At 65.7% G+C, this 23810-nt stretch carries 19 protein-coding genes; 11 read left to right on the top strand and 8 right to left on the bottom strand.

All coding sequences use genetic code 11. From position 1 onward, the window contains the following. Positions 1-222 precede the first annotated feature (222 nt). Positions 223-720 (bottom strand): MarR family winged helix-turn-helix transcriptional regulator, encoded by a 498-nt coding sequence (locus FAS41_RS25715; protein ID WP_138526179.1) that lies wholly within the window; start codon positions 718-720, stop codon positions 223-225. A gap of 115 nt (positions 721-835) precedes the next feature. Between FAS41_RS25715 and FAS41_RS25710 the strand changes: the two genes are divergently transcribed. Further along, positions 836-2005: an MFS transporter gene (locus tag FAS41_RS25710; RefSeq protein WP_138526178.1), complete on the top strand. Its 1170-nt coding sequence runs from the start codon at positions 836-838 to the stop codon at positions 2003-2005. Between the two features lie 65 nt (positions 2006-2070). After that, on the top strand, positions 2071-2730 hold the full coding sequence (locus tag FAS41_RS25705) for a glutathione S-transferase family protein (RefSeq protein WP_138526177.1): 660 nt from the start codon (positions 2071-2073) through the stop codon (positions 2728-2730). Positions 2731-2964: 234 nt separating this feature from the next. Here FAS41_RS25705 and FAS41_RS25700 read toward each other — a convergent pair whose 3' ends face one another. Both FAS41_RS25700 and FAS41_RS25695 read right to left on the bottom strand, forming a co-directional pair. Continuing rightward, complete coding sequence (locus tag FAS41_RS25700) at positions 2965-4458, bottom strand: aldehyde dehydrogenase family protein (RefSeq protein ID WP_138216217.1); 1494 nt, start codon at positions 4456-4458, stop codon at positions 2965-2967. A gap of 367 nt (positions 4459-4825) precedes the next feature. Further along, on the bottom strand, positions 4826-6499 hold the full coding sequence (locus FAS41_RS25695) for an MFS transporter (RefSeq protein ID WP_138526176.1): 1674 nt from the start codon (positions 6497-6499) through the stop codon (positions 4826-4828). A 489-nt stretch (positions 6500-6988) separates the two neighbouring features. Between FAS41_RS25695 and ccsA the strand changes: the two genes are divergently transcribed. The 5 genes from ccsA to peaD all read left to right on the top strand — a co-directional run bounded on the left by ccsA (position 6989) and on the right by peaD (position 13934). After that, positions 6989-9172 (top strand): cytochrome c biogenesis protein CcsA, encoded by a 2184-nt coding sequence (ccsA, locus tag FAS41_RS25690; RefSeq protein ID WP_138526217.1) that lies wholly within the window; start codon positions 6989-6991, stop codon positions 9170-9172. Positions 9173-9369: 197 nt separating this feature from the next. Further along, complete coding sequence (peaA, locus tag FAS41_RS25685) at positions 9370-10941, top strand: quinohemoprotein amine dehydrogenase subunit alpha (protein WP_171049552.1); 1572 nt, start codon at positions 9370-9372, stop codon at positions 10939-10941. A 74-nt stretch (positions 10942-11015) separates the two neighbouring features. Next, positions 11016-12446, top strand: coding sequence for a quinohemoprotein amine dehydrogenase maturation protein (gene peaB / locus FAS41_RS25680; protein WP_138526174.1), 1431 nt, complete (start codon positions 11016-11018; stop codon positions 12444-12446). Between the two features lies 1 nt (position 12447). Then, positions 12448-12771 (top strand): quinohemoprotein amine dehydrogenase subunit gamma, encoded by a 324-nt coding sequence (gene qhpC / locus FAS41_RS25675; protein ID WP_015477047.1) that lies wholly within the window; start codon positions 12448-12450, stop codon positions 12769-12771. Positions 12772-12800: 29 nt separating this feature from the next. Next, positions 12801-13934, top strand: coding sequence for a quinohemoprotein amine dehydrogenase subunit beta (peaD, locus tag FAS41_RS25670; protein ID WP_138526173.1), 1134 nt, complete (start codon positions 12801-12803; stop codon positions 13932-13934). Between the two features lie 66 nt (positions 13935-14000). Here the strand turns inward: peaD and FAS41_RS31335 are convergent, their stop codons facing one another. Further along, on the bottom strand, positions 14001-14138 hold the full coding sequence (locus FAS41_RS31335) for a PSPA7_2676 family Cys-rich small protein (RefSeq protein WP_280056283.1): 138 nt from the start codon (positions 14136-14138) through the stop codon (positions 14001-14003). A gap of 337 nt (positions 14139-14475) precedes the next feature. On the opposite strand from FAS41_RS31335, the gene FAS41_RS25665 reads away from it, so the two are divergent. Then, positions 14476-15282 (top strand): SDR family NAD(P)-dependent oxidoreductase, encoded by an 807-nt coding sequence (locus FAS41_RS25665; RefSeq protein ID WP_138526172.1) that lies wholly within the window; start codon positions 14476-14478, stop codon positions 15280-15282. Positions 15283-15562: 280 nt separating this feature from the next. Here the strand turns inward: FAS41_RS25665 and FAS41_RS25660 are convergent, their stop codons facing one another. The 4 genes from FAS41_RS25660 to pbpG form a co-directional block, all read right to left on the bottom strand. Further along, positions 15563-16129, bottom strand: coding sequence for a TetR/AcrR family transcriptional regulator (locus tag FAS41_RS25660; RefSeq protein ID WP_138526171.1), 567 nt, complete (start codon positions 16127-16129; stop codon positions 15563-15565). 284 nt (positions 16130-16413) lie between these two features. Next, positions 16414-17547, bottom strand: coding sequence for a thiolase family protein (locus FAS41_RS25655; RefSeq protein WP_138526170.1), 1134 nt, complete (start codon positions 17545-17547; stop codon positions 16414-16416). A gap of 19 nt (positions 17548-17566) precedes the next feature. Further along, positions 17567-18043, bottom strand: a complete 477-nt coding sequence (locus FAS41_RS25650) for a PaaI family thioesterase (protein ID WP_138526216.1) — start codon at positions 18041-18043, stop codon at positions 17567-17569. Between the two features lie 239 nt (positions 18044-18282). Next, positions 18283-19215: a D-alanyl-D-alanine endopeptidase gene (gene pbpG, locus FAS41_RS25645; RefSeq protein WP_138526169.1), complete on the bottom strand. Its 933-nt coding sequence runs from the start codon at positions 19213-19215 to the stop codon at positions 18283-18285. Between the two features lie 512 nt (positions 19216-19727). On the opposite strand from pbpG, the gene FAS41_RS25640 reads away from it, so the two are divergent. From FAS41_RS25640 to FAS41_RS25630, 3 genes are all read left to right on the top strand, one after another. Then, complete coding sequence (locus tag FAS41_RS25640; RefSeq protein WP_138526168.1) at positions 19728-21407, top strand: AMP-binding protein; 1680 nt, start codon at positions 19728-19730, stop codon at positions 21405-21407. A gap of 51 nt (positions 21408-21458) precedes the next feature. After that, positions 21459-22475 (top strand): AraC family transcriptional regulator, encoded by a 1017-nt coding sequence (locus FAS41_RS25635; protein ID WP_138526167.1) that lies wholly within the window; start codon positions 21459-21461, stop codon positions 22473-22475. Between the two features lie 81 nt (positions 22476-22556). Next, the coding region (locus tag FAS41_RS25630; RefSeq protein ID WP_138526166.1) for a methyl-accepting chemotaxis protein at positions 22557-23810 on the top strand (1254 nt) is incomplete at its 3' end.

Below are 23810 nucleotides of genomic sequence, written 5' to 3'. Positions count from 1 at the left end.
GTCGGCCTTTTCTTGAAATTGTTAGGTCGGGCGCGGTGACGCAGCGCGGTGCGCTTCACGCGGGACTCAAGCTAAGGCAGTGGGTGCGTGGCGAGTTGCTCGAAATCGCCGTGGGCATGACCAAAAACGACATCAACAGCGGCCGGAGTCATGGCCACAGGCCGCTCTGGAACGATGGTCCCTGTGCGCGAAAGCCCTCTGGTGCAGCGGCTGGGCGACTGCTCAGCGGCCAGTATCGGGCAGGCTGGCGAGGAGTTTTTCCAGCAGGCCGGCGAGCTGCTTCTGCTCGGCGGCGCTCAGTCCGGAGAGTACCCGGCGCTGGTTGTCGGCGTGGGCACTGACCGCTTCGTCGATCAGTACCAGGCCCGCTTCGCTGAGGCCAACCAGCGAACCGCGGCCGTCCTCCGGGTTGGGCAGGCGCTGCACCAGGCCCTGTTTCTCCAGGCGGTCGAGGCGGTTGGTCATGCTACCGGAGGAGATCATCGCCGCCTCGTAGAGCACGGTGGGGGTGAGGCGGAAGGGGGGGCCGCTGCGGCGCAGGGTGGCGAGCACGTCAAACTCGCCCGGCTGCAGGCCGTACTCGGCGAACAACGGATTGAGATGGTCGCGGGCGATCACTTGCGCCGCCTCGCCCAGACGGCCGAGCAGGAGCATACCGTCGGTATCCAGCTCGGGCAGTTGCTGACGCCATTGCTCGACGGCGAACGCGGCTCTGTCCATGGGGCTTCCTTTTTATCTTGATGTCGAGATACATTGGATTTGTCTTGATGTAGAGATATTCGCCTGCACCGCCTTCGCGATCAAGTGCTGGCGCCCCACTGGAAGGATGATTGTCATGTCTCGAACCGTCTCCCTTGCCGCCTGCCTGCTCGTCGTCGTGCTGGCCGGCCTCAACCTGCGCCCGGCGCTGGCCTCCATCGGCCCGCTGCTGGATGCGTTGCAGGCGTCCGCGAAGCTGTCCGACAGCCTCGCGAGCCTGCTCACCAGCCTGCCGGTCCTGCTGATGGGGCTCGGTGCGCTGGGCGCCGCCCAATTGCTGCGCTATTTCGGTGTGCGCGGTGGCGTTGCGTTCGGCTTGCTGCTGATCGCCCTGGCCTGCGCGCTGCGCTTGCTGCCAGGGCAGGTCGGGCTGCTCGGTGGCGCAGTGCTTGCCGGCCTGGGCATTGCTGCCTGTCAGGCGCTACTGCCGGTATTCATCCGCCAGCGCTTCGGCGCGCGGGTCGGTGGCGCGATGGGCGCCTATTCCACGGCGATCATGGGCGGTGCGGTGCTGGCCAGCGTCGCGTCACCCTGGCTGGCGAAAGCCTGGGGCGAGCTGCCGGCGCTGGCGTTCTGGGCGCTGCCCGCCGTACTGGCGCTGCCGGTCTGGATGCGAACCGCGAAGGGCGCGGCGCCCCTCAGTTCAGCTGCGCCGGCGTTTTCCGGGATCGCCCGGCGCGGGTCATGGCTGGCGCTGTTCTTCGGCCTGGGTACGGGCGCCTACGTGCTGGTGCTGGCCTGGCTGCCGCCGTACTACACGGCCCTGGGCTGGACGCCGGCCCAGGCAGGCGCATTGCTGGGTGGGCTGACCTTGACCGAAGTGGTCGCCGGCCTGCTGGTGTCCGCCTTCATCGACCGTCTGCCGGATCGTCGCCCGGCGTTGCTGCTGGCCATCGCGTTGCTGCTCGGCGGCCTGGTCGTGCTGGTGATGTGGCCGCAGCAATGGGTATTGGTGGCGATGATCGGGCTCGGATTGGGCATCGGCGCGCTGTTCCCGTTGTCGCTGATCGTCACCATGGACCGCGCCCGCAGCCCCGCCGAAGCCGGTGCGTTGGTGGGCTTCGTGCAAGGCGTGGGCTACCTGATCGCGGCGCTGTTCCCGCTGCTGGCAGGGCTGGCTCGGCAATCCATGGCCAGCCTGGCGCCGGCCTGGATCGGCATGGCATTGATATGCCTGGTGATGCTCGTTCTCGCCAGCCGTTTCGCACCGCCGCGCCCGCTCGAACGGCAGGCGCAGGCCTGCTGAGCAATCCCTGGCGCGGTCATTCGGGGCTAGGCTGAGTACTTTCCTCTGCCCCAGGTGACCCCGCCATGTCCCTCGTCCTGTTCGGCCATCCGTTTTCCTCCTACACGCAGAAGGTGCTGATCGCCCTCTACGAGAACGCCACGCCCTTCGAATTTCGCGGCCTCGGCCCGGACGAACCGGAGAATGGCGCGCACTGGCTGCGCCTATGGCCGCTGGCGAAATTCCCGGTGCTGCTGGATGGTGAGCACAGCGTCGCCGAGACCAGCATTGTCATCGAGTACCTGCACCTGAAGCATCCCGGCCCGGTGCGCCTGCTGCCGGACGACCCGCTCAAGGCGCTGGATGTGCGCTTCCTCGACCGTTTCTTCGACTGGCATGTGATGACCCCGGTGCAGCACGCCGTGCTGGGGGCCATGAGTGGCGAGGCGACCAAGCGGGCGGAAGGCCTGGCCCACGCGGTGAGCAAACTCGAACTGGCCTACGCCTGGCTCGAAGAAGAACTGGCGGGGCGCACCTGGGCGGCGGGGGACAGCTTCAGCCTCGTCGACTGCGCTGCGGCTCCGTCGCTGTTCTACGCCGACTGGACCCATCCTATCGGGGACCAGTACCCGACCCTGCGTGCCTATCGCTCCCGCCTGCTGGCGCGCCCCTCTTTCGCCCGTGCGGTGGAGGAAGCGCGACCGCACCGGCCGTTGTTCCCGCTGGGGGCGCCGGATCGGGATTGAGTTTCTCCAACGGCGGGCCGCCCGCCGTTGTTGGAGCGCGCTTGCTCGCGAACAGACGTACTGGCGACTTGGGGGCTGGGCGGTTCGCGAGCAAGCTCGCTCCTACAGAACGCGCTCGGTTTGGCTCCCGCTCAGGGGTTGGGAAACAGAAAAAAATCCCCCGTGCGCTGCCGCGACCGGGGGATGCAAGACCCGCGCAGGGGGACCGCGCGGGCGAGGTAGACAAGCGGGCTGTTACAGGCGGATCAGCACCGACTTCAGCTCGGTGTAATGCTCGATGGCGGCGGCGCCCATCTCGCGGCCCACGCCGGACATCTTGAAGCCGCCGAAGGGCAGCGCCGGGTCCAGCGCGCTGTGGCAGTTGACCCACACCGAACCGGACTTGATGCGCGGCACCATGCGGTGCACCGCCGCCAGGTCGTTGGACCAGATGCTCGCGCCAAGGCCGTAGGGGCTATCGTTGGCCAGGCGCAGGGCGTCCTCGATGTCGTCGAAGGGCATGGCGACCAGCACCGGGCCGAAGATCTCTTCCTGCACCAGCGGGTTCTTCTGGTCGACGTCGACGATCACCGTGGGTTTGACGAAGTAGCCGGGGCCGAACTGCTCGCCGCCGCAGGCGATGGTGGCGCCCTTGTCGCGACCCAGTTCGATGTAGTCGAACACGCGCTTCTGCTGCTTGGCGGAAATCAGCGGGCCCATGTCGATGCTCGGGTCCAGGCCGTTGCCCAGTTTCATGCCGTTGGCGATGCCGGAGATGTCGGCGATCACGTTGTCGAAGTGCTTGCGCTGCACGTACAGGCGCGAGCCGGCGCAGCAGACCTGGCCCTGGTTGAAGAAGATCGCCTGGGCGGCGCCGGCGGCGGCGGTGGCCAGGTCGGCGTCGGCCATGACGATGGTCGGCGACTTGCCGCCCAGCTCCAGGGTCACGCGGGTCATGTTGTCCATGGCCGCCTTGCCGATTTCCTTGCCCACCGGGGTCGAGCCGGTGAAGGTCAGCTTGTCCACCAGCGGATGGTGGGAGAGGGCGGCGCCGGCGGTGATGCCGGCGCCGGTGACGACGTTGAACACGCCGGCCGGGTAGCCCGCTTCGAGCACCAGCTCGGCGAGCTTCAGCGCGGACAGCGGGGTTTCGTCGGCGGGCTTGAGCACCACCGAGCAACCGGTGGCCAGCGCCGGGCCGAGTTTCCAGCAGGCCAGCAGCAGCGGGAAGTTCCAGGCGACGATAGCGCCCACCACGCCGACGGCTTCGCGGCGGATGTAGCCGTGGAATTCGCCATCGGGCATCAGCGGCATGGACACGTCCACGGTGGTGCCTTCGATCTTGGTGGCATAGCCGGCCATGTAGCGCAGGAAGTCGATGGCCAGTTGCACGTCCATCACGCGGGCGACGGCGGCGCTCTTGCCGTTGTTCAGGCACTCCAGCTCGGCCAGCAGGTCGGCGTCGCGTTCCATCAGGTCGGCGAGCTTCCACAGCAGGTTCTGCCGCTCGCGCGGGCGGGTGCGGCTCCAGGCGGAGTCATCGAAGGCCTGGCGCGCGGCGCGCACGGCGCGGTCGACATCGGCGGCGGTGCCGGCCGGCACCTGGCAGAGCACTTCGCCGGTGGCCGGGTTGCGCAGGTCCATCAGGGCGCCGTCGCTGGCGGAGGTCCAGTCGGCACCGATCAGCATTTTCGGGGCGCGCTGCAGGAAGGCGCGGGATTCGGGCTTGATGGGCAGGGAAGCGAGCATTGCGGTGGCCTCTTGTTGTCTGTTTCAGGAACGTTGAGGCGGAGCATCGCAACGGCTGTGCCAAGGCTTGTTTTTCTATTTAACTTATTGAAATTAAAAGAATTAAATGGTTTTTATGCGGCAACGAAAGGAAGCCGCTGTCGCACATTGCGACAGCGACTGAGACGGTAAGGGTTGTTTGAGGAGGGGCGCGGAGCAGGGTGAGCCCTCTCCCTGAAGGGAGAGGGGACTGTTTGGCGCTGGGTCATGGTCTGCCTTCAGCCGGCAACTCAGTCAAAGGCGCGCATCAGGATTCTGCATCGCACGGAAACCCCCTCTCCCTTCAGGGAGAGGGCCGGGGAGAGGGGGCCGGCGTGGCGTCGCAACCTCAGTGGGTGATATCCCGATCCTTGGTCTCCGGCAGGAACAGGATGCCCAGCACCGCCGTCATCACCGCGATGACGATGGGGTACCAGAGGCCGTAGTAGATGTCCCCGGTGGCGGCCACCATGGCGAAGGCGACGGTGGGCAGGAAGCCGCCGAACCAGCCGTTGCCGATGTGATAGGGCAGCGACATGGAGGTATAGCGGATGCGCGTCGGGAACAGCTCGACCAGCCACGCGGCAATCGGCCCGTACACCATGGTCACGTAGATCACCAGGATGGTCAGCAGCACCAGCATCATCAGGTGGTTGATCTTCGAAGGATCGGCCTTCTCGGGGTAGCCGGCTTCCTTGAGCGAGGCGGCCAGCTGCGCGGTGAAGACTTCGGACTGCACCTTGAACTCTGCCGCCGGCATACCGGCCCCTTCGAAGCTGGCGATGACCTTGTCGCCGATGTGCACCTGGGCGACGGCGCCCGTTTCGGCCTTGAGGTTTTCATAAGGGATCGCGCGTTTCGCCAGCAGGCTTTTCGCCATGTCGCAGGAGCTGACGAATTTGGCCTTGCCCACAGGGTCGAACTGGAAGGCACACGCGTTCGGGTCGGCCACCACCGTCACCGGGTTCTTCTCCTGGGCGGCGAACACGTCCGGGTTACCGAACTGGGTCAGGCCATGGAAGATCGGGAAGTAGGTGAGAGCGGCCAGGATGCAGCCGGTCATGATGATCTTCTTGCGGCCGATGCGGTCGGACAGGCTGCCGAAGAACACGAAGAACGGCGTACCCAGCAGCAGCGAGCCGGCGATCAGCAGGTTGGCGGTCTGCGGGGCGATCTTCAGGGTCTGCAAGAGGAAGAACAGCGCGTAGAACTGCCCGGTGTACCAGACCACGGCCTGGCCGGCGGTGCCGCCAAGCAGCGACATGATCACCACCTTGAGGTTGTCCCAGCGGCCGAAGGATTCGGTCAGCGGCGCCTTCGACGCCTTGCCTTCTTCCTTCATCTTCATGAACACCGGCGACTCGGCCAGTTGCAGGCGGATGTACACCGAGATGATCAGCAGCAGGATCGACAGCAGGAACGGAATCCGCCAGCCCCAGGCCTCGAATGCCTCGGTCCCCAGCACGGTGCGGCAGGCCATGATCACCAGCAGCGAGAGGAACAGCCCGAGCGTCGCGGTGGTCTGGATCCATGATGTGAAGAAGCCGCGCTTGCCCTTGGGCGCGTGCTCCGCGACGTAGGTGGCAGCGCCGCCGTACTCACCGCCCAGCGCCAGGCCCTGCAACAGTCGCAAGGTGATGAGGATGATCGGCGCCGCGACGCCAATGGTGGCGTAGGCTGGTAGCAGGCCGACCACGGCGGTGGACACGCCCATGATGACGATGGTGATGAGGAAGGTGTGCTTGCGCCCGATCATGTCGCCCAGGCGGCCGAACACGATGGCACCGAAGGGCCGCACCGCGAAACCGGCGGCGAAGGCCAGCAGGGCGAAGATGAAGGCGGTGGTTTCGTTGACCCCGGCGAAGAAGTGCTTGGCGATGATCGCCGCCAGGGAGCCGTAGAGGTAGAAGTCGTACCACTCGAAAACGGTGCCCAGCGAGGAGGCAAAGATGACCTTGCGCTCCTCCTTCGTCACTCCGGTGGAAGGCGCGTTGCCCGCGGACGGGCTGTATGTCTGTGCCATGTTCGTCTCCGTTTTGTTCTTGTGTTGGGCCGGAGTCCCTCAATACCGTTACCGCACTCGAGCCCAGGGCTGATGTCAGGTCGTACGGATTGCGCAAAGCGTGAATACAGGCAGCCCTGCGGCACGCCTCAAGGTCATTGAAAAGCATAATCGGCCTGTCGCGGATATCCACTGGCCATCACCGGCAATCCCCCGGCTGGCGCGGATTGGCACCTGTTCCGGACAGCCGATGCACAGCGACGTGTCTGGCTGGCGCCTTTCTCGCGATCACTGCTGGAGAGTGGCGCAGTGCCATTAGACCATCGTCTATAACGGGTAAAACTGTCTCAGGCTGCTACAGCTGTCGCGATCTGCCACGTCGCGTCGCCTGCTGCCTTGGCTCATGTTGCTGATTCACAAGGTTTTTTCCCTCTGGCACGCAACATGAAGCGCTGGCTGTTTCGCCCGGCGCCGCATCGGCGCTGCACAAGGAGGCCTGGCTTGAAGAGGATGCACCTGTCGTTGCCGTGGAGGACGGGGCCGCTGGCCGCCGCGTTGATCTGTCTTTTGCTGTGGCTGCTGCCCGGTACGGGCAATGCGTTGCTTTGGGGGCTGGCCGCGCTGATTGCCCTTGGCGCGGTCCGCCAGGAGTGGCGCGCGCTCGCATGGCCGGTGGCGGTCGGCGCGCTGTGCGGCGCCTGCCTGGCACTGGCGCTGCACCTGGTGGCCGACCACTTCCAGCTGCGCTACGCCTGGCTCTACAGCAGTGCGGCGCTGCCGGCTTACCTGAAGTTCTCCAACCTCTGGGGCGGCGACGAAGGCACGGTCCTGTTGCTGGGAACCTTCTGCATGGCAATTGCCCTGAGGAGCGCTGGGCTGCCCGGTTGGGCGGGGCGGGGCATGGCGCTGATCGCTGCCTGGTATGTGGCGACTGCTGCCTGGCTCGGCCCCTTCAGCGCGACGCCGGCCGAGTGGCTCGCCGCGCAGCCGAGCCAGGGCATGAACGCCCACCTGCAGACTTTCTGGATGTCGCTGCATGCACCGCTGATCCTCTGCGCCTACGCCTGGGTGCTGGCACCGGCCGGTGCCGCGCTGGAAGCGCTGGGACGAGGCGGCCATGCCTATGGCTGGGTGATGCCGCGCTACAGCCGCTGGGCCTGGCTGATTCTCAGCGCCGGGATTGGCGTGGGCATGGCATGGGCCATGGAAGACTTCACCTACGGCCAGCTGTGGCATTGGGACCCGGTGCAGACCTCGGCGTTCATCATCTGGGCGCTGCTCGGCGCGGTGTTGCACGGCGCCCGTCGCTGGCGCGCGGACGGCGCCTACGCTCGGTTGCTACCAGCGCTCAGCCTGTTGGCGGCAGCCATGGCCTGCGGCGCCATGGCGGTAACCCGCAGCACGGTGCTGGCCAGCTCGCACCGCTACATCGGCACCACCTCCTGGCTCAGCCATCTGGCTCTGGCATTCATCCTGCTGGCCTTCGCAGCGTTCTATCTGCTGTCGGGGTGGCGCTTGCGCAAGCGGGCAGGGCGTCGGCGTGGGGCCTCGGACTGGACGTTGGACGTGGCCATTTACCTGTTCGCCGGCATCGGACTGCTGGCCCTCGGTGCGCTGCTCCAGGCGCACCTCTACGAATGGCTGGAGATGGAGCGGCCGAGCGAGCTGAAACCCTTCTTCGAAACCCTGACTGCCTGGGCCACCACCGCCGAGATGGACAGCCTGCGCCGTGCCTTCGACCAGTGGGACGTCAACGGCTACGGCCTGGCCCACTGGGTCGTACCGCTGCTGGCGGCGATTGGTCTGATGGGTGGCTACAGCTTCCTGCGCCGTTGTGGGCGACCCCGGCTGGCGCTGCTGGCGACAGTGCTGATGGCCGCCGTGATGTTCTGGACCGGCTGGCGCGGCGGTTGGCTGAGCGGCGGCTACAACGGCGATGGCATGCTCTCGCAGAACATCGTGCGGGTGCTGCCGTGGTTGGATGCGGCGCTGTTGGGCGGTGTCTTCCTGATGGGCAGCTGCCTGCTCTGGGGCATGCAGAGCCTGTGGCGCAGCCGGCGGGTGGGCAACCTGCGTTACAGCGGGGGGCTGGCGCTGGTACATGGCGGCGCGGTGATCGCGCTGGTGGGCGGGCTGGCCGCCACGGCACTCAACAGCTACCAGCAGATCAGTATCCCGCCGGGCACTTCCTTCGAACAATGGCACGCGGTGATCGGCGGCATGCAGATGCGCGTCTCGCCGGACTCCAGCCGGCCGGACTTCTCCGGCTACCACGCGGTGGCCAAGGTCGAGCTGCGCGATGGCGAGCGCACATTGGCCGGGCACGCGCTGTTCCAGGACAGCCGGGGCAACCCGCCGGCCTACCAGGGGCCGGTGCGCCAGCTCTGCGAAATCCTCGACTACCACTACGCGCGCTTCGCCTCGGACCGCGGCTATGTGCTGCATCCGTTCATCGTCCGTGGCTGGAGCGGTGATCTGCAGATCTGGGTGCCGGCCTCGGCGCGTCTGCTCAAGGAGCCTGGCGACGACATCGAGAGCGTGGTGGTGGTACGCCGCTTCCCGTTCCTCTCGCTGGTCTGGGTCGGCTTGATCACCATGCTGTTCGGCGCCCTGATGCTCCCGGCGGGCGGCGCTTTGCGCAAGCCGGACCATACTGCTTCGGAGGGTGTCTCACGGGCCCTGTCTCAGAGTTAGACAGCAATCGCGAAATGTGACGTCGCAACCCCGGTGGTATCCACCGGGTGTGCCTGCAAATACCGCCGAAGGCCTGATTTGGCGGGGTTTGCGCAGTAGTGGCACACAACCTGCAAAACTGCTTTCAAGAGCTCGCTCTTAGCCCATCGGTGGGCGCGAATAACCAACAAGAATACCGAGGAGGCCTGACCTTGAAGATGACACGACTTCGGCACTATCTGGGTGCCGGAACCCTGGCCGCACTGGCCCTTGCGCTGCACCAGACGGCCCAGGCCGCACCCGAGGGCCAGGCGATCATCAACGCCAAGTGCCAGGCGTGCCATACGCCCGAAGGCAACAATTCCCTCAGCCGTATCAGCCACCAGCGCAAGACGCCCGAGGGCTGGCTGATGAGCATCGGCCGCATGCAGGTGATGTACGGCCTGAAGATCACCGACGAGGAGCGTCGTGCGGTGGTCAAGTTCCTCGCCGACAAGCAGGGCCTGGCGCCCAGCGAGACCGAGGGCGTGCGTTACGCCCTCGAGCGCCGGTTGAACACCGTCGAGAAATTCGATACCAACTTCGAGCAGATGTGCGCCCGTTGCCACTCGGGCGCGCGCATCGCCCTGCAACGCCGCCCGGCGGCGGAGTGGGAGAAGCTGGTGAACTTCCACCTCGGCCGCTGGCCGTCGCTGGAATACCAGGCCCTGGCCCGTGACCGCGACTGGTTCGACCTGGCGAAGAAAGAGATGGTCCCGGAACTGGCCAAACGCTTCCCGCTGGAAGACAAGGCCTGGAGCGACTGGCAGAAGAACCGGCCCAAGGCCGAGACACTGGCGGGCGAGTGGAGCTTCGCCGGGCACATGCCGGGCAAGGGTGATGTGGCCGGCAGCATGAAGGTGGCGAAGGATGGCGACGACGCCTTCAAGGTCAGCGTGACCGGCAAGTATGCCGACGGCTCGCCGTTCGACGGCGAGGGCAGCGCGGTGCTCTACAACGGCTACGAATGGCGCGGCGCGGTGAAAGTCGGCGACGTGACCATGCGCCAGGTATTCGCCGCCCTCAACGGCCAGATGCAGGGCCGCATGTTCGACAAGGCCCACGACGAGCGCGGCCTGGACTTCGTCGCGGCGAAGGACGGCACCAGCCACGTGCTGGGCGTGCAGCCTGCCTACCTGAAGGCCGGTGCGGAGACCGAGGTCAGCGTCGTCGGCACCGGGCTCAAGGGCAAGCCGTCGTTCGGCAAGGGCGTGGAAGTCGTCTCGGTGGTTTCCGAGACGCCGGAGCGCGTGACCGTCAAGGTCAAGGCCGATGCCGCTGCTGCCGTGGGCGAACGCGATGTCAGCGTGGGCACCGCCAAGGGTGGCAGCCTCGCCGTGTACAAGGACATCGCCGAAGTCAAGGTGGTGCCGGAGTTCTCCATTTCCCGCATCGGCGGCAATGGCGGCTCCACGCCCAAGGTCCAGGGCAGCTTCGACGCCGAGGCCTGGGGCAAGGGTGCCGACGGCAAGCCGTTCCGCATCGGTGTGTTCCCCGCGCAGTGGTCGGTCGAGCCGTTCGATGACCGCGCCAAGGAAGACGAGGACGTGAAGTACGCCGGGGTGATGGACGCCGACAGCGGCATCTTCACGCCGGGCGACGCCGGCCCGAACCCGGCGCGCAAGATGATGACCAACAACGCCGGCAACCTGAAGGTGATTGCCGCGGTGGACGACGCTGGCCAGTCGCACAAGGGCGAAGGGCACATGATCGTCACCGTGCAGCGTTGGAATAACCCGCCGATTCCGTGATGCGGGATCGGATGAACTGAACGCGTGTGGCCCGCCTGCGGGCGGGCATAACAAGAAAGTTCCGGGAGGTCGCCATGGGCGCCATCTTGAATCTGGTCGAGCGCAACCTGCATGAAGTGCAGGTCGACGCCGACCGCCTGTTGTTCCACATCCCCAGCTCCTCGCTGTTCGCCAGCGACGAGTTGACCGGCGGGATCATCGACGCGCTGCGCGGGCATGCCTGCTCGCCGGACGAGCTGACCCAGCGTCTTAGCGGGCGCTTCGGCGCCGAGGAAATCGACGAGACCCTGCGCGAGCTGATCGCGCTGGAGCTGGTCAGCGACGGCTCGCCGCTGACCCCTGAAATCGGCATCAAGAAGGTTGACCGCACTGCGCTCAACACCGTGGTGCTGAACGTCAACACCGGCTGCAACCTGAGCTGCACCTACTGCTACAAGGAAGACCTGGACAAGCCCTCCGCCGGCAAGAAGATGGGCGCGGAAACTGCCGAAGCCTCGGTGGAAATGCTGATCCAGGAATCCCCCGACGAGCAGCGCTACACCGTGGTGTTCTTCGGCGGCGAACCGCTGTCCAACCGCCCGCTCATCGAGCACATGGTCGCGTATTGCGAGCGCCGTTTCGGCGAGCTGGGCAAGACGGTGGACTTCGTCATGACCACCAACGCCACACTGCTCACCGAGGAAATCGTCGACTGGCTCAACGCCCATCGCTTCGGGCTGTCCATCAGTATCGACGGGCCGAAGACGGTGCATGACCGCAACCGCATCACCGTAGGCGGGCAGGGCACCTATGACGTGGTGCGGCGCAAGGCCGACATGCTGTTGTCGCGCTACACCGCACGGCCGGTCGGCGCGCGGGTGACCCTGACCACCGGCGTCACCGACGTCGAGACCATCTGGAACCACCTGTTCAACGAGATGGGCTTCGCCGAAGTCGGCTTCGCCCCGGTCACCTCGGGCGATATCAGCAGCTACAACCTCACCGGGGACGAGCTGAAGGAGGTCTTCGCCGGCATGAAGGCCCTCGGTCGCCGCTACCTGGACGAGGCGCTGGAAGGGCGCAACATCGGCTTCTCCAACCTGCACCAGCTGATCACCGACATCCACGAAGGGCAGAAGAAGGCCCTGCCGTGTGGTGCCGGGTTGAAGATGCTGGCGGTGGACCACAAGGGCGAACTGAACCTGTGCCACCGCTTCACTGGGTCGTCCTTGCCGACCTTCGGCAACGTCCATGAAGGGGTGAAGCAGGCCGAGCTGAACGACTTCCTGTCGCAGCGCCTGGACCGTACCGATACCGGCTGCGCCAGCTGCCACATCCGCAACCTCTGCTCCGGCGGCTGCTACCACGAGAGCTACGCGCGCTATGGCGACCCGGCGCACCCCACCTACCACTACTGCGAACTGATGAGGGACTGGGTCGATTTCGGCATCGAGGTCTACAGCCGGATCATGGCTTCCAACCCCAGCTTCATCGACCGCCACATCACTCCGCGGAAGGCGCACTGACATGAAACATCTGAAAGCGATCAACACCAAAGCACAGAAGCTCGAACAGGCCGCCGCCGAGGATCGCATCGAGGACGTGGTGGCGATGAACTCCGTGGCCGGCTGCGCGGCCACCACCGACCCGGGTTGGGAAGTCGACGTGTTCGGCGGCGTGTCTTCGCTCTGCCAGCCGATGGAAGCGGACCTCTACGGCTGCTCCGACCCTTGCTGGTGGCCGGCCCAGGTGCCGGACATGATGAGCACCTACCCCGACTGGAACAAGGATGCGCAGGCTTCGGCCGAGAACTGGCGCAACCTCGGCACCGTATTCCCGGACGACAAATGAGCAGTCAGAAGAACAAGAGGAAAACCTGCATGTCCAGAAAAGCATTCGCCGCCGCGCTCGGCGGCCTCTCGCTGGCCTGCGCGCTGCAAGCCACCGCCGCCGATACCGGCGCCGACACCGGCAAGGCGCTGGAAAGTGGCCACGAGTACCTGATCAGCACCAACTACCCGAACAACCTGCACGTCATCGACATGCAGACCGACAAGCTGTTCAAGACCTGCACCATCCCCGGTGCCTATGGCCCGGGCATGACCCAGCTGTCGCCGGACCGCAAGGTCGCCTACATCCTCAGCAACCACTATGCGGACATCTACGGCATCCAGCTCGATGACTGCAAGCCGGTGTTCCACGCCACCATCGCGCAGAAGCCGGGCGAGAACGCGCGGGCGATGTTCTCCATGACCGTCAGCCACGACGGCAAGGAGATCTACGCCATCGCCAACCCGACGCTGATCCTCGCCGAGCACTACGAGGTGCAGCAGCCGCGCCTGCAGGTGTATTCCGTCGCCGATGGCATGGGGGCCAAGCCCGTGCGCACCTTCCCGGCGCCGCGCCAGCTGACCATCATGCAGAGCGGCGACGACGGCACCCTGTACGTGGCGGGCCCGGACATCTACAAGGTGGACGTGAAGACCGGCAAGTTCGACGTGATCATCCCCAGCCGCAACTGGAAGCGCCCCAACTACGCGCCGCCAGATGTGCTCTACGTGTGGAACCAGCAAACCTACCCGCGTGACTTCTCGCTGCTCTACACCACGGCGAAGTTCAAGGACGCCAAGCAGGACATGGCCACGGCCGATTTCCTCTACGGCTTCTTCAACATCGACCTGGCCACCGGCAAGACCGAGACCGTCGACTTTGGCCCGGTCACCGAGGTGTACTTCAGCGGCATCCGCTCCGCCAAGGACCGCAACATCGTCTACGGCGTGCTGAACCGTCTGGCCAAGTACGACATCAAGGAGCAGAAGCTGGTCAAGGCGGCGAACCTGGACCACTCCTACTACTGCCTGTCGACCAACAAGGCCGGCAACAAGCTGTACCTGACCGGCACCCTGAACGACGTGGCGATCTTCGATGCCGACAGCCTGGAGCGCATCGGCGACCTCAAGCTGCCCGGCGGCGACATGGCGATCACCACCAGCCAGGCCTTCGTGGCCAACTGATCGTCAGCCAGCAACACCCCGATGCCCGGAGCACCTGCGTGCTCCGGGCTTTTTTTGCGGCCGACCTCAGACGTCCGGCTCGGGGCTCAGATAACGCTGCGCACCGCAGCGCATACAGCGTTGGCAAACCATCGGCACATGGCCGACCTCGGTCAGATTCCCTTCATCCCAAACACAGCCCAGGAAAAAGCAGCGCAATCGCATGTGTCCTCCTCCGGCATCGCCGGTGTTGAGACAGGCAGAAAGGTGCAGGGGTGGCTCCCGGTTTGTTCTTGTGTGGAGACGCCGGAAAGACTCTCGCGAGCGCTCTAGAATGGGCAATCTAAACTGCCGGAAGGCTGTCGGCCGCGGCGTGCGTGGGTTCTGCCGATTTCCCGACCACTCGTCACCCTTGCGAGGAGGGTGTTGACAGATAATATTATGAGCATAATATTCAACTTCAGATGACGGTCGACATTCAAAGCGCGCCGGACATTCCAGACGGCCTGCGGGCCCTCACATCCCTTGCATGCGGGCGAGTCGCCCCACTGGAGAAACAACCATGAATGCCAAATCCGAACTGGGCCGCGCTCTGATCACTGGCGCTTCTTCGGGCATCGGCGCCACCTATGCGCAACGCCTGGCTGCCCAGGGCTACGACCTGCTGCTGGTGGCCCGCGACCAGCAACGCCTGGAGGCGCTGGCCGCGCGCTTGGGTGAGGAGTACGGCGTCTCGGTGGATGTGCTCAAGGCCGACCTGACCCGCCGCGAGGATCGTGCTCGCGTCGAAGCGCGCCTGGCCGAGGACACCAGCATCAGCCTGCTGCTGAACAACGCCGGCGTGGCGATCAACGGCACTCTGCTGGAGACCGACCTGGACCGCCTGGAAAGCATGATCGAGCTGAATGTCATCGCCACCGCGCGTCTGGCCGGCGCTGCCGCCAAGGCCTTCGCCGGGCGCGGTCGCGGCACCATCATCAACGTGGCCTCGGTGCTGGCGCTGGCGCCGGAGCTGTTCAACGGCAGCTACAGCGCCACCAAGGCCTTCGTGCTCAACCTGACCCAATCCATGCAGCAGGAACTGGCGCCGCAAGGGCTGCGCATCCAGGCCGTGCTGCCGGGTGCCACCCGTACCGAAATCTGGGACCGCGCCGGCACCGACATCTCCGCACTGCCCGCGGAGATGCTGATGGACGTGAACCACATGGTCGACGCCGCGCTGGCCGGCCTGGCCCAGGGCGAAGTGGTGACCTTGCCGGCGCTGCCGGATGCGAGTGAGTTCGAAGCCTTTACCGCCGCACGCCTGAAGATGGCGCCGAACCTGTCGCGCAGCGCTCCGGCGCAGCGTTATGGCGTCGCGGTGGAATAACCGAGCAATTGAGTGGCGAAAAGCTTGCCCCGGCCTTGTGCCGGGGCTTTTTTATGCGCGGCTCTTTGTAGGAGCGAGCTTGCTCGCGAACTGCTTGGCACCGTGCCTTGCAGGTTCGCGAGCAAGCTCGCTCCTACAGGGTCCGGGCGCAGGGCTGGCCGTACGTCAGTGGCGTAGGGCGAATAACCTGGAACAGGTTATCCGCCGGCCCTTGATTGGCGGATAACGCTGGCGCGTTATGCGCCCTACAAAGATGCCGCATGCATCTATCGTGGGGAATTCACTCCGCCGCACCGATCTCCCGCTTCAAATGCCGGCGCGTGCTGTCCAGGATGCGGTCGGACATCTCTGGGTCGGCCACGCTGCGCGACAGCACCAGCGCACCGATCAGGGTGGCGAGGAGGGCGACGCTTTCATCTTCCGCATGCTCGGTCGGCAGCGCCTTCTCGATGGCATCGATGCGCGCCTGGACGATGGCATCGGTGGTGGCGCTGGCGTGGCCGCGTGCGCCCAGTTCCGCCGAGATGGTGGGCAGCGGGCAGCCCTTGCCCGGCGCATTTCGGTGGCCGGTGGAAAGGTACTGGTCGATGAAGCCGGGCAGCGGGTCTTCCTTCTCGAACTGCTGATCGACGACCGGACGCAGCTGCGCGGCAGCCTGCTGCAGGGCGATTTCCACCAGCTCGTCCTTGGACTTGAAGTGCGCATAGAAGCCGCCGTGGGTCAGGCCCAGTGCCTTCATCAGCGTCTGCAGGCCGGTGGCGTCGACGCCCTCGCTGCGGAAGCGCTGCGCCGCTTCGTTGATGATGCGTTCGCGGGTCTGGGCCTTGTGGTCTTCGGAGTAACGCATGACCGGTTGTCTCCTGCGGTACATGGAATGCTGGTTGACATTCTAACGCAGGGTGGGCGCAGGGGGGATGATTCAGGGCAGGCTGCAAGATGGCCAGGGCCCAGCGGCGATCCGTTGATAGGCTGCGCCAGTGGTTTCCCTCTCCCTAACCCTCTCCCTGAAGGGAGAGGGGACCGTTCGGTGCCGGTTGAAGTGAAGGCGTCAGCCGGCACGGTCAACTCCCTCTCCCTTCAGGGAGAGGGCATGCTCAGGCAGAGGAGCATTTCGAGACGATAAGCGCGTGTTCAGCGCACGGCTTCCAGCAAAGTCGCCACACCTTGCCCGCCACCAATGCACTGGGTGGCGATGGCGTAGCGCCCGCCGGTTTCCTTCAGCAGCGCCGCCGCCTTGCCGGTGATGCGTGCGCCGGTAGCGCCCAGCGGATGGCCGATGGCCAGGGCGCCGCCGTGCAGGTTGACTCGGTCGATATCCAGCTCCAGGCCGCGCAGGCAGGCCAGCGCCTGGCTGGAGAAAGCCTCGTTGATCTCCATCAGGTCGATGTCGGCCATCCGCAGTCCACTGCGATCCAGCAGTTTGCGGGTGGCGTAGAGCGGGCCCATGCCCATGATTTCCGGCGGACAGCCGACCACGGCGACGGCTTTCACCCGCGCCAGGATGTCCAGTCCGTTGTCGCGGGCGAAGTCTTCGCTGCACACCAGCACGGCCGCTGCGCCATCGGTGAGCGGCGAGGCGGTGCCGGCGGTGACACTGCCGCCAAAGGCCGGCTTGAGCTGCGCCAGTGCTTCCAGGCTGGTGCCGGGGCGGATGCAGCCATCTTCGCTGACCACGCCGTTGGGTGTGTCGATGGGCACGATCTCCGCTGCCAACAGGCCTTGCTCACGGGCGCGGGCAGCCTTGGCGTGGGAGCCCACGGCCATGGCTTCCTGGTCCTCGCGGGAGATGCCGAAGCGCTCGGCGACGATCTCGGCCGTCTGCCCCATGGCCATGTAGGCCTGTGGGAATTCGGCCAGCAGGCGCGGGTTGGGCGCGAGGTTGAAGCCGCCCATGGGGACGCGGGTCATGGACTCCACGCCGGCACAGATGAAGGCCTCTCCGGCGCCGAGCTGGATTTGCCCGGCAGCGAAGTGGATGGAGGTCATGGACGAGCCGCAGAAGCGGTTCACCGTGGCGCCCGCCACCGTCTCCGGCAGCCCGGCGAGGAAGCCGGTGATGCGCGCCAGGTTCATGCCCTGTTCGGCCTCGGGGTAGGCGCAACCCATGATCAGGTCCTCGATCAGGTTGGCATCCAGCCCGCTGCGTTGTACCAGTGCCTTCACCGTCTGTGCAGCGAGGTCATCCGGGCGCACGTCGATCAGCGCCCCCTTCTTGGCGAAATGGAACGGGGAGCGGGCGTAACCCGCGATGACGACGGAAGTCATGGTCGTTCTCCTGGGAAGTTCAGCGCCCGAGGATCAGGCAGGTCGTGGAGCCGGTGGCGTACAGGCGGCCGTCCACGTCGTAGAGGCGGCCCTCGGCCAGGGCGGTGGAGCGGCCGACATGCACGATGGTGCCCTCAGCGCGAATCGGCCCGGTGTCGCGGGTCAGCGCACGGATGTAGCTGATGCGCAGGTCGGTGGTGGTGTAGCCCAGTCCCGGTTCGAGCATGGTGTGCACCGCGCAGCCCATGGCCGAGTCCAGCAAAGTGGCCGCGTAGCCGCCGTGCACGGTGCCCAGCGGGTTGTAATGGCGCATGTCCGGGGTGCCCTGGAAGATGAAGCGGCCCTGACCCCATTCCAGCGGAACGAAGCCGATCAGCGCGTTGATCGGCGGGGCAGGCAGCTCACCCGCGCCGATACCGTCGAAGAATTCCTGGGGGGTCTTGCCACGCACCTCCTGCAGTGACACCACGCCGGGCTCGGCCAGACGCTGGCGCATCTGCGCGGCGACCGCTTCCCAGGCAGCAATCTTCTGTTCACGGGTCAGTGTCAGTTCGGTCATCGCGGGCTCCAGCGCTTGCAGAAATATTATGGGCGTCATACTAGCATTGAATGACGGTCGGCATATAAGTGACGGAAGCGCCATCCAGCAGGGCTGAAGCGACAGAGCGAGAGGAGGAAGGAGAGGGGAGCAGGAGAGGGCAGCTGGCGGAGCGGGCTCCGCCAGCGCGATGGGGCTTACTCGGCGGTGGCCGTCATGCCGGCGGCTCGCGCCTGGCTGCGCTGGGCCTTGTACTGCAGGGCGACGGCGGGCACCGGCGAGGCGACGCCGGTTTCCACCCAGCGGCGGATACGGGCGGCGTCGGCCACGTGAGTGCGCTTGCCGAAGGCGTCTAGCAAGGCCAGGGCGACGGGGCGACCGTTCATCATGGTGACCATCACCAGACAGTGGCCGGCGTCGTTGGTGAAACCGGTCTTGGTCAGGCGGATGTCCCACTTGCCGCTGCGCACCAGCGGGTTGGTGTTGAAGAAGCTCAGCGAGTAGCTGGGCTTGCTGAAGCGCGCGTCGCTGGTGGCGGTGGTGCTCAGCTGGCGGATCTGCGGGTAGGTGTAGGCGGCCTTGGCCAGGCGGATCAGGTCGTTGGCGTCGGAGACGTTGTGGATCGACAGGCCGGTGGGCTCGACGTAATGGGTGCTGGTCATGCCGAGGGATTTCGCCTTGGCGTTCATGGCCGCGACGAAGGCCTTCGAGCCGCCCGGATAGTTATGCGCGAGGCTCGCGGCAGCACGGTTTTCCGAAGACATCAGGGCCAGCAGCAGCATGTTCTGGCGGCTGATCATGCTGCCCAGGTGCACGCGGGAGAACACGCCCTTCATCTCGGCAGTCTCGGAGATGTCCACGGGGATCAGCTCGTTCATCGGCAGCTTGGCGTCCAGGGTGACCATCGCGGTCATCAGCTTGGTCACCGAGGCGATGGGCACCACCAGGTTGGGGTTGCTGGAGTAGAGGGTCTTGCCGTTCTCCAGGTCGACCACCAGCGCGCTGCCCGAGGCCAGCACCAGATCTTTCGGGGAGGCCGCCTTGGCAGGAGTGGCGGCGAAGGAGTTCGATGTACAGACAACAGCGGCGCAGGCAAACAGCAGGCTCAGTATCGAACGACGAGTAGTCATGGATGTGATTCGCAAGCGTTGAGTGGGATTTTGTCTACATCCATGTAGGCATTTTCGTCGAATTCTACTGCAAGGCCCGTGCTAGCGCACGTGGTGCGGGGAGTCTCAGATTGCGACAACCTGAGACGTATCGACGGCTTTCCAGCCAGGCCGCTAGGACTGCTGGCGGCGGTGGCGCGGCAGCTTGCCCGAGCTGTTGCGAAATGCAACCGGAAAGCGTTCGCGGGGCAAGCCTGGAAATCTTCTCAAAGCCTTGTCGCATATGGCTTTCAGGACGGATGGCACGGTTTGTGAGTAGCTATCCTGAATGAAGCGGAGGCGCCCGGCTGACCGCGTGATCGAAGGTCGGGGTTGCGTTTACCTTTACGTTAACGTAAACATGCCCTGCAGCCCGCGACCGGTCAGTCAGTCCGAAGGTTGCAGTTGAGTCAGCCTGGTCCTCGGCGCTTTGCGCCGCTGCCTGGACCGATCGTTCAGCGTTGATCCCAGAACAAGCACAACAAGGGAAAGCCATGAACCACCTGAGTTACACCCGCGGCCCCCAGGACAAACCCCTGCTGGCCATGACCGTCGGCGCTGCCTTCGATGCCACCGTCGAGCTTTTCGCCGCGCGCGAGGCCCTGGTCGTGCGTCACCAGCAGCTGCGCTACACCTGGGCCGAGCTGGCCGAGGTGGTCAATGGCATCGCCCGCGCCTTCCTCGCTCTCGGTCTGCGTCCCGGTGACCGCCTGGGCATCTGGGCGCCCAACTGCGCGCAGTGGTGTATCACCCAGTTCGCCAGCGCCAAGGTTGGCGCCGTGCTGGTCAACATCAACCCGGCCTACCGGGTGAACGAACTCGAATACGCGCTCAAGCAGTCCGGTTGCCGCTGGCTGGTGTGCGCGGATGCCTTCAAGACTTCCGACTACCACGGCATGCTCGCCGACCTGTTGCCCGAGCTGGGGCAGGGACGGCCGGGCGAGCTGTCCAGCGACCGCCTGCCGGAGCTGCGCGGGGTGATCAGCCTGTCCGATACCGCGCCCACCGGCTTCCTGCGCTGGAGCCAGCTGGAGCCGCTGGGCCGTGGCATCGCCGCGGCCGAACTCACCGAGCGCCAGGCGCTGCTGCAGTTCGACGAGCCGATCAATATCCAGTACACCTCCGGCACCACCGGCTTCCCCAAGGGCGCCACGCTCAGCCACTACAACATCCTCAATAACGGCCTGATGGTCGGCGATAGCCTCGGCCTCACCGAAAACGACCGCCTGGTGATCCCGGTGCCGCTGTATCACTGCTTCGGCATGGTGATGGGCAACCTTGGCTGCCTGACCCACGGCTCTACCATGATCTACCCCGCGCCCAGCTTCGAGCCCGAGGCGACCCTGGCGGCAGTGGCGGAAGAAAAGGCCACCGCGCTGTACGGCGTACCCACCATGTTCATTGCTGAACTGGACCATCCGACTCGCCGCGACTTCGACCTGTCGAGCCTGCGCACCGGCATCATGGCCGGCGCGACCTGCCCGATCGAAGTGATGCGTCGGGTCATCGACGAGATGCACATGGCCGAGGTGCAGATCGCCTATGGCATGACCGAGACCAGCCCGGTGTCCCTGCAGACCGGCCCGGAAGACGACCTGGAAACCCGCGTCACCACCGTCGGTCGCACCCAACCGCACCTGGAAAGCAAGATCATCGACGGCGACGGCCGCATCGTTCCGCGCGGCACCATCGGCGAGCTGTGCACCCGTGGCTACAGCGTGATGCTCGGCTACTGGAACAACCCGCAGGCGACTTCCGAGGCCATCAGCCCGGCGCGCTGGATGCTCACCGGCGACCTTGCCGAGATGGACGAAGCCGGCAACGTACGAATCGTCGGGCGCAGCAAGGACATGATCATCCGTGGCGGCGAGAACATCTATCCGCGCGAGATCGAGGAGTTCCTCTACACCCACCACGCTGTGGCCGACGCCCAGGTGATCGGCATCCCCGACGAGAAGTACGGCGAGGAGCTGGTGGCCTGGGTCAAGTTCCACCCCGGCCATAGCGTCGCCGAAGACGAGCTGCGCACCTTCTGCAAGAACGCCATCGCCCACTTCAAGGTGCCGCGCCACTTCCGCTTCTGCGACGAGTTCCCGATGACGGTGACCGGCAAGATCCAGAAGTTCCGCATGCGCGAGATCAGCATGGAAGAGGTGCGCAGCAAGCGTGGCTGAGCGTCCGGCAGCTTCCTGCGCCCAGGTGTGCGCTCCTGAACACGGGGCGCCATGGGCGTAGAGAAGGGCACCATCTCGATCCGCCTGGTCAGCGAAGCGCTGGCCGAGTTTCGTCGCGCCGGTCGCGATGACGGGCCGTTATTGGCGGCCGCCGGCATCGCCCCCGATCTGTTCGGCAAGCCTTACGCGCGGGTTTCCAGCCAGGCCTACGCGCGGCTATGGCTGCGCCTGGCCAAGGAGATGGACGACGAGTTCTTCGGCATGAACGCCCGGCGAATGAAGTCCGGCAGCTTCAACTTCATGGCCGCCGCGGCCATCCGCGAACCGACCCTGGAAGCGGCAATGAATGCCGCGCTGCGCTTCATGGGGCTGGTGTTCGATGGCTTCACCCCGCGCCTGACTCGCCAGGACGGGTTGGCCGCCATCGTCGTCGATGAACCCGAGAGCCCGGCGCCGCGTGCCTTCTGCTACTTCACCCTGTGGCTGATGCTGCATGGGCTGGCCTGCTGGTTGGTGGGGCGACGCATTCCTGTGCTCGCCATCGAACTGCGCTGCCTGCAGCCGGACTTCATCGCCGACTACCGGGTGATGTTCACCGAGAACCTCAACTTTGCCCGTCGCCAGTCACGCCTGTTGTTCAATGCCGAAGCGCTCGATCTGCCGGTACGCCGCGACGAGCGCGAGCTGCGGCGATTCCTCGGTGGCGCACCCGCGAACATCCTGGTGCGCTACCGCGATCCGCAGAGCCTCACCGCACGCACCAAGGCCTACCTGCGTAGCCTCAAGTTCGAGCGCTGGCCGGACCTCGATGCCCTCGCCGGGCACTTCTACATGGCACCCTCGACCCTGCGCCGCAAGCTGGCTGCCGAGGGGCAGTCCTACCAGGCGCTCAAGGACCAGCTGCGCCGCGACCTCGCCATCGCGCGGTTGGACAGCGGCGACGGCAACTTCGCCGATCTCGCCGAGGAGCTGGGTTTTGCCGACACCAGCGCCTTCTACAAGGCCTTCCGCAAATGGACCGGCTCCACGCCGGGGCAATACCGCGCGCTGATCCGCCAGGAGCCCTGACATTTAAGGGCGTGGCTCAAGTGGCCGCCTTTGTAGCCGATACAACAACACAGAACCGCTCTCTCCCAAGGACGTCCCTCCATGCCCCTGTCCCGCCTCTCGATCCAGTGGAAGATCACGCTGCTGACCGGCCTCTGCCTGCTCTGCATCGTCTGCCTGCTGGTCGGACTCTCGCTGTTCCGGATGAACCACGACGCCGAGCTGATCAAGGCGGCCAACGCCGACATGCTCAAGGACGCCGCCAAGTCGCGGATGCAGGCGCGCAGCGAGCAGCAGGCGGAGATCATCCAGCGCTTCTTCACCGACGTTTACCACTTCGGCAACCAGTTCTCCCGCCAGGTCGCCCAGCTGCGCGATCAGTCCACCCAGCATGGTGCGGACACTGCCGCCGTACGCAAGGACCTCAACCTGCTGGTGCGCGACGGCCTCAAGAGCAATCCGAACCTGCTCAGCCTCTACGTGGTCTTCGAGCCCGATGCGCTGGACGGGCAGGACGCCGCCTTCCATGACCAGGCCGACGCCGGCAGCAACGAGAAGGGCCGCTTCGGTGCCTACTGGGCACAGAAGGCCTCTGGCGAAATGACCGGCCTGGCCGTCACCGAGGACATGATCGCCGACACCTCGGCCATGCTCGACGGCAGCCCGTTCAACACCTGGCAGCTGTGCCCGCTGCAGACCCGCAAGGCCTGCGTGCTCAACCCCTATTTCGACAGCGCCTCGGGCACCAAGGTGCTGATGACCACCGTGACCTTCCCGCTGATCGACCAGGGTAAGGTCATTGCGGTGATCGGCATCGACATCAGCCTGAGCCGTCTGCAACAACTGGCCACCGATGGTGACCGTCAGCTCTACGACGGTGCCGGCAGCATCAGCATCGTCAGCCCGGCCGGCCTGCTCGCCGGCTACAGCAGCGACGAAGGACTGCTTGGCCAGCCGCTGGCCAAGGCCATCCCCGACCAGGCTGCGGAGCTGCTGTCGTTGCAGGCCGGCGGCCGTCCGCAGGTGCTGGAGCAGGGCGGCCAACTGCGCGTGCTGGAACCGCTGCTGCCAATCCCGGATGCCACCAAGCCCTGGGCCGTGGTCCTCGACGTACCGCAGGATGTGCTGCTGGCTCCGGCGCTGGAACTGCAGAAGCAGCTGGATGAACGCAACTCCAGCGGTGCGCTGTGGCAGACGATTTTCGGCCTGATTGCCGCCATTGTCGGCCTGCTGCTGGTGTGGCTCACCGCCCGTGGCGTAACCCGCCCGATCCTCAACGTTGCTGCCATGCTGCGCAACATCGCCAGCGGCGAGGGCGACCTGACCAAGCGCCTGGACTACAGCGGCAAGGACGAG

This window comes from Pseudomonas nicosulfuronedens (assembly GCF_005877905.1).
Lineage (GTDB): Bacteria > Pseudomonadota > Gammaproteobacteria > Pseudomonadales > Pseudomonadaceae > Pseudomonas > Pseudomonas nicosulfuronedens.
Note: the sequence above shows the minus strand (reverse complement) of the source record. Positions and strands in the feature narration are given on the sequence as shown.

Coding starts and splice junctions, on each gene's coding strand:
- FAS41_RS25715 (WP_138526179.1), bottom strand. CDS start 720: ATGGACAGAGCCGCGTTCGCCGTCGAGCAATGGCGTCAGCAACTGCCC.
- FAS41_RS25710 (WP_138526178.1), top strand. CDS start 836: ATGTCTCGAACCGTCTCCCTTGCCGCCTGCCTGCTCGTCGTCGTGCTG.
- FAS41_RS25705 (WP_138526177.1), top strand. CDS start 2,071: ATGTCCCTCGTCCTGTTCGGCCATCCGTTTTCCTCCTACACGCAGAAG.
- FAS41_RS25700 (WP_138216217.1), bottom strand. CDS start 4,458: ATGCTCGCTTCCCTGCCCATCAAGCCCGAATCCCGCGCCTTCCTGCAG.
- FAS41_RS25695 (WP_138526176.1), bottom strand. CDS start 6,499: ATGGCACAGACATACAGCCCGTCCGCGGGCAACGCGCCTTCCACCGGA.
- ccsA (WP_138526217.1), top strand. CDS start 6,989: ATGCACCTGTCGTTGCCGTGGAGGACGGGGCCGCTGGCCGCCGCGTTG.
- peaA (WP_171049552.1), top strand. CDS start 9,370: ATGACACGACTTCGGCACTATCTGGGTGCCGGAACCCTGGCCGCACTG.
- peaB (WP_138526174.1), top strand. CDS start 11,016: ATGGGCGCCATCTTGAATCTGGTCGAGCGCAACCTGCATGAAGTGCAG.
- qhpC (WP_015477047.1), top strand. CDS start 12,448: ATGAAACATCTGAAAGCGATCAACACCAAAGCACAGAAGCTCGAACAG.
- peaD (WP_138526173.1), top strand. CDS start 12,801: ATGTCCAGAAAAGCATTCGCCGCCGCGCTCGGCGGCCTCTCGCTGGCC.
- FAS41_RS31335 (WP_280056283.1), bottom strand. CDS start 14,138: ATGCGATTGCGCTGCTTTTTCCTGGGCTGTGTTTGGGATGAAGGGAAT.
- FAS41_RS25665 (WP_138526172.1), top strand. CDS start 14,476: ATGAATGCCAAATCCGAACTGGGCCGCGCTCTGATCACTGGCGCTTCT.
- FAS41_RS25660 (WP_138526171.1), bottom strand. CDS start 16,129: ATGCGTTACTCCGAAGACCACAAGGCCCAGACCCGCGAACGCATCATC.
- FAS41_RS25655 (WP_138526170.1), bottom strand. CDS start 17,547: ATGACTTCCGTCGTCATCGCGGGTTACGCCCGCTCCCCGTTCCATTTC.
- FAS41_RS25650 (WP_138526216.1), bottom strand. CDS start 18,043: ATGCGCCAGCGTCTGGCCGAGCCCGGCGTGGTGTCACTGCAGGAGGTG.
- pbpG (WP_138526169.1), bottom strand. CDS start 19,215: ATGACTACTCGTCGTTCGATACTGAGCCTGCTGTTTGCCTGCGCCGCT.
- FAS41_RS25640 (WP_138526168.1), top strand. CDS start 19,728: ATGAACCACCTGAGTTACACCCGCGGCCCCCAGGACAAACCCCTGCTG.
- FAS41_RS25635 (WP_138526167.1), top strand. CDS start 21,459: ATGGGCGTAGAGAAGGGCACCATCTCGATCCGCCTGGTCAGCGAAGCG.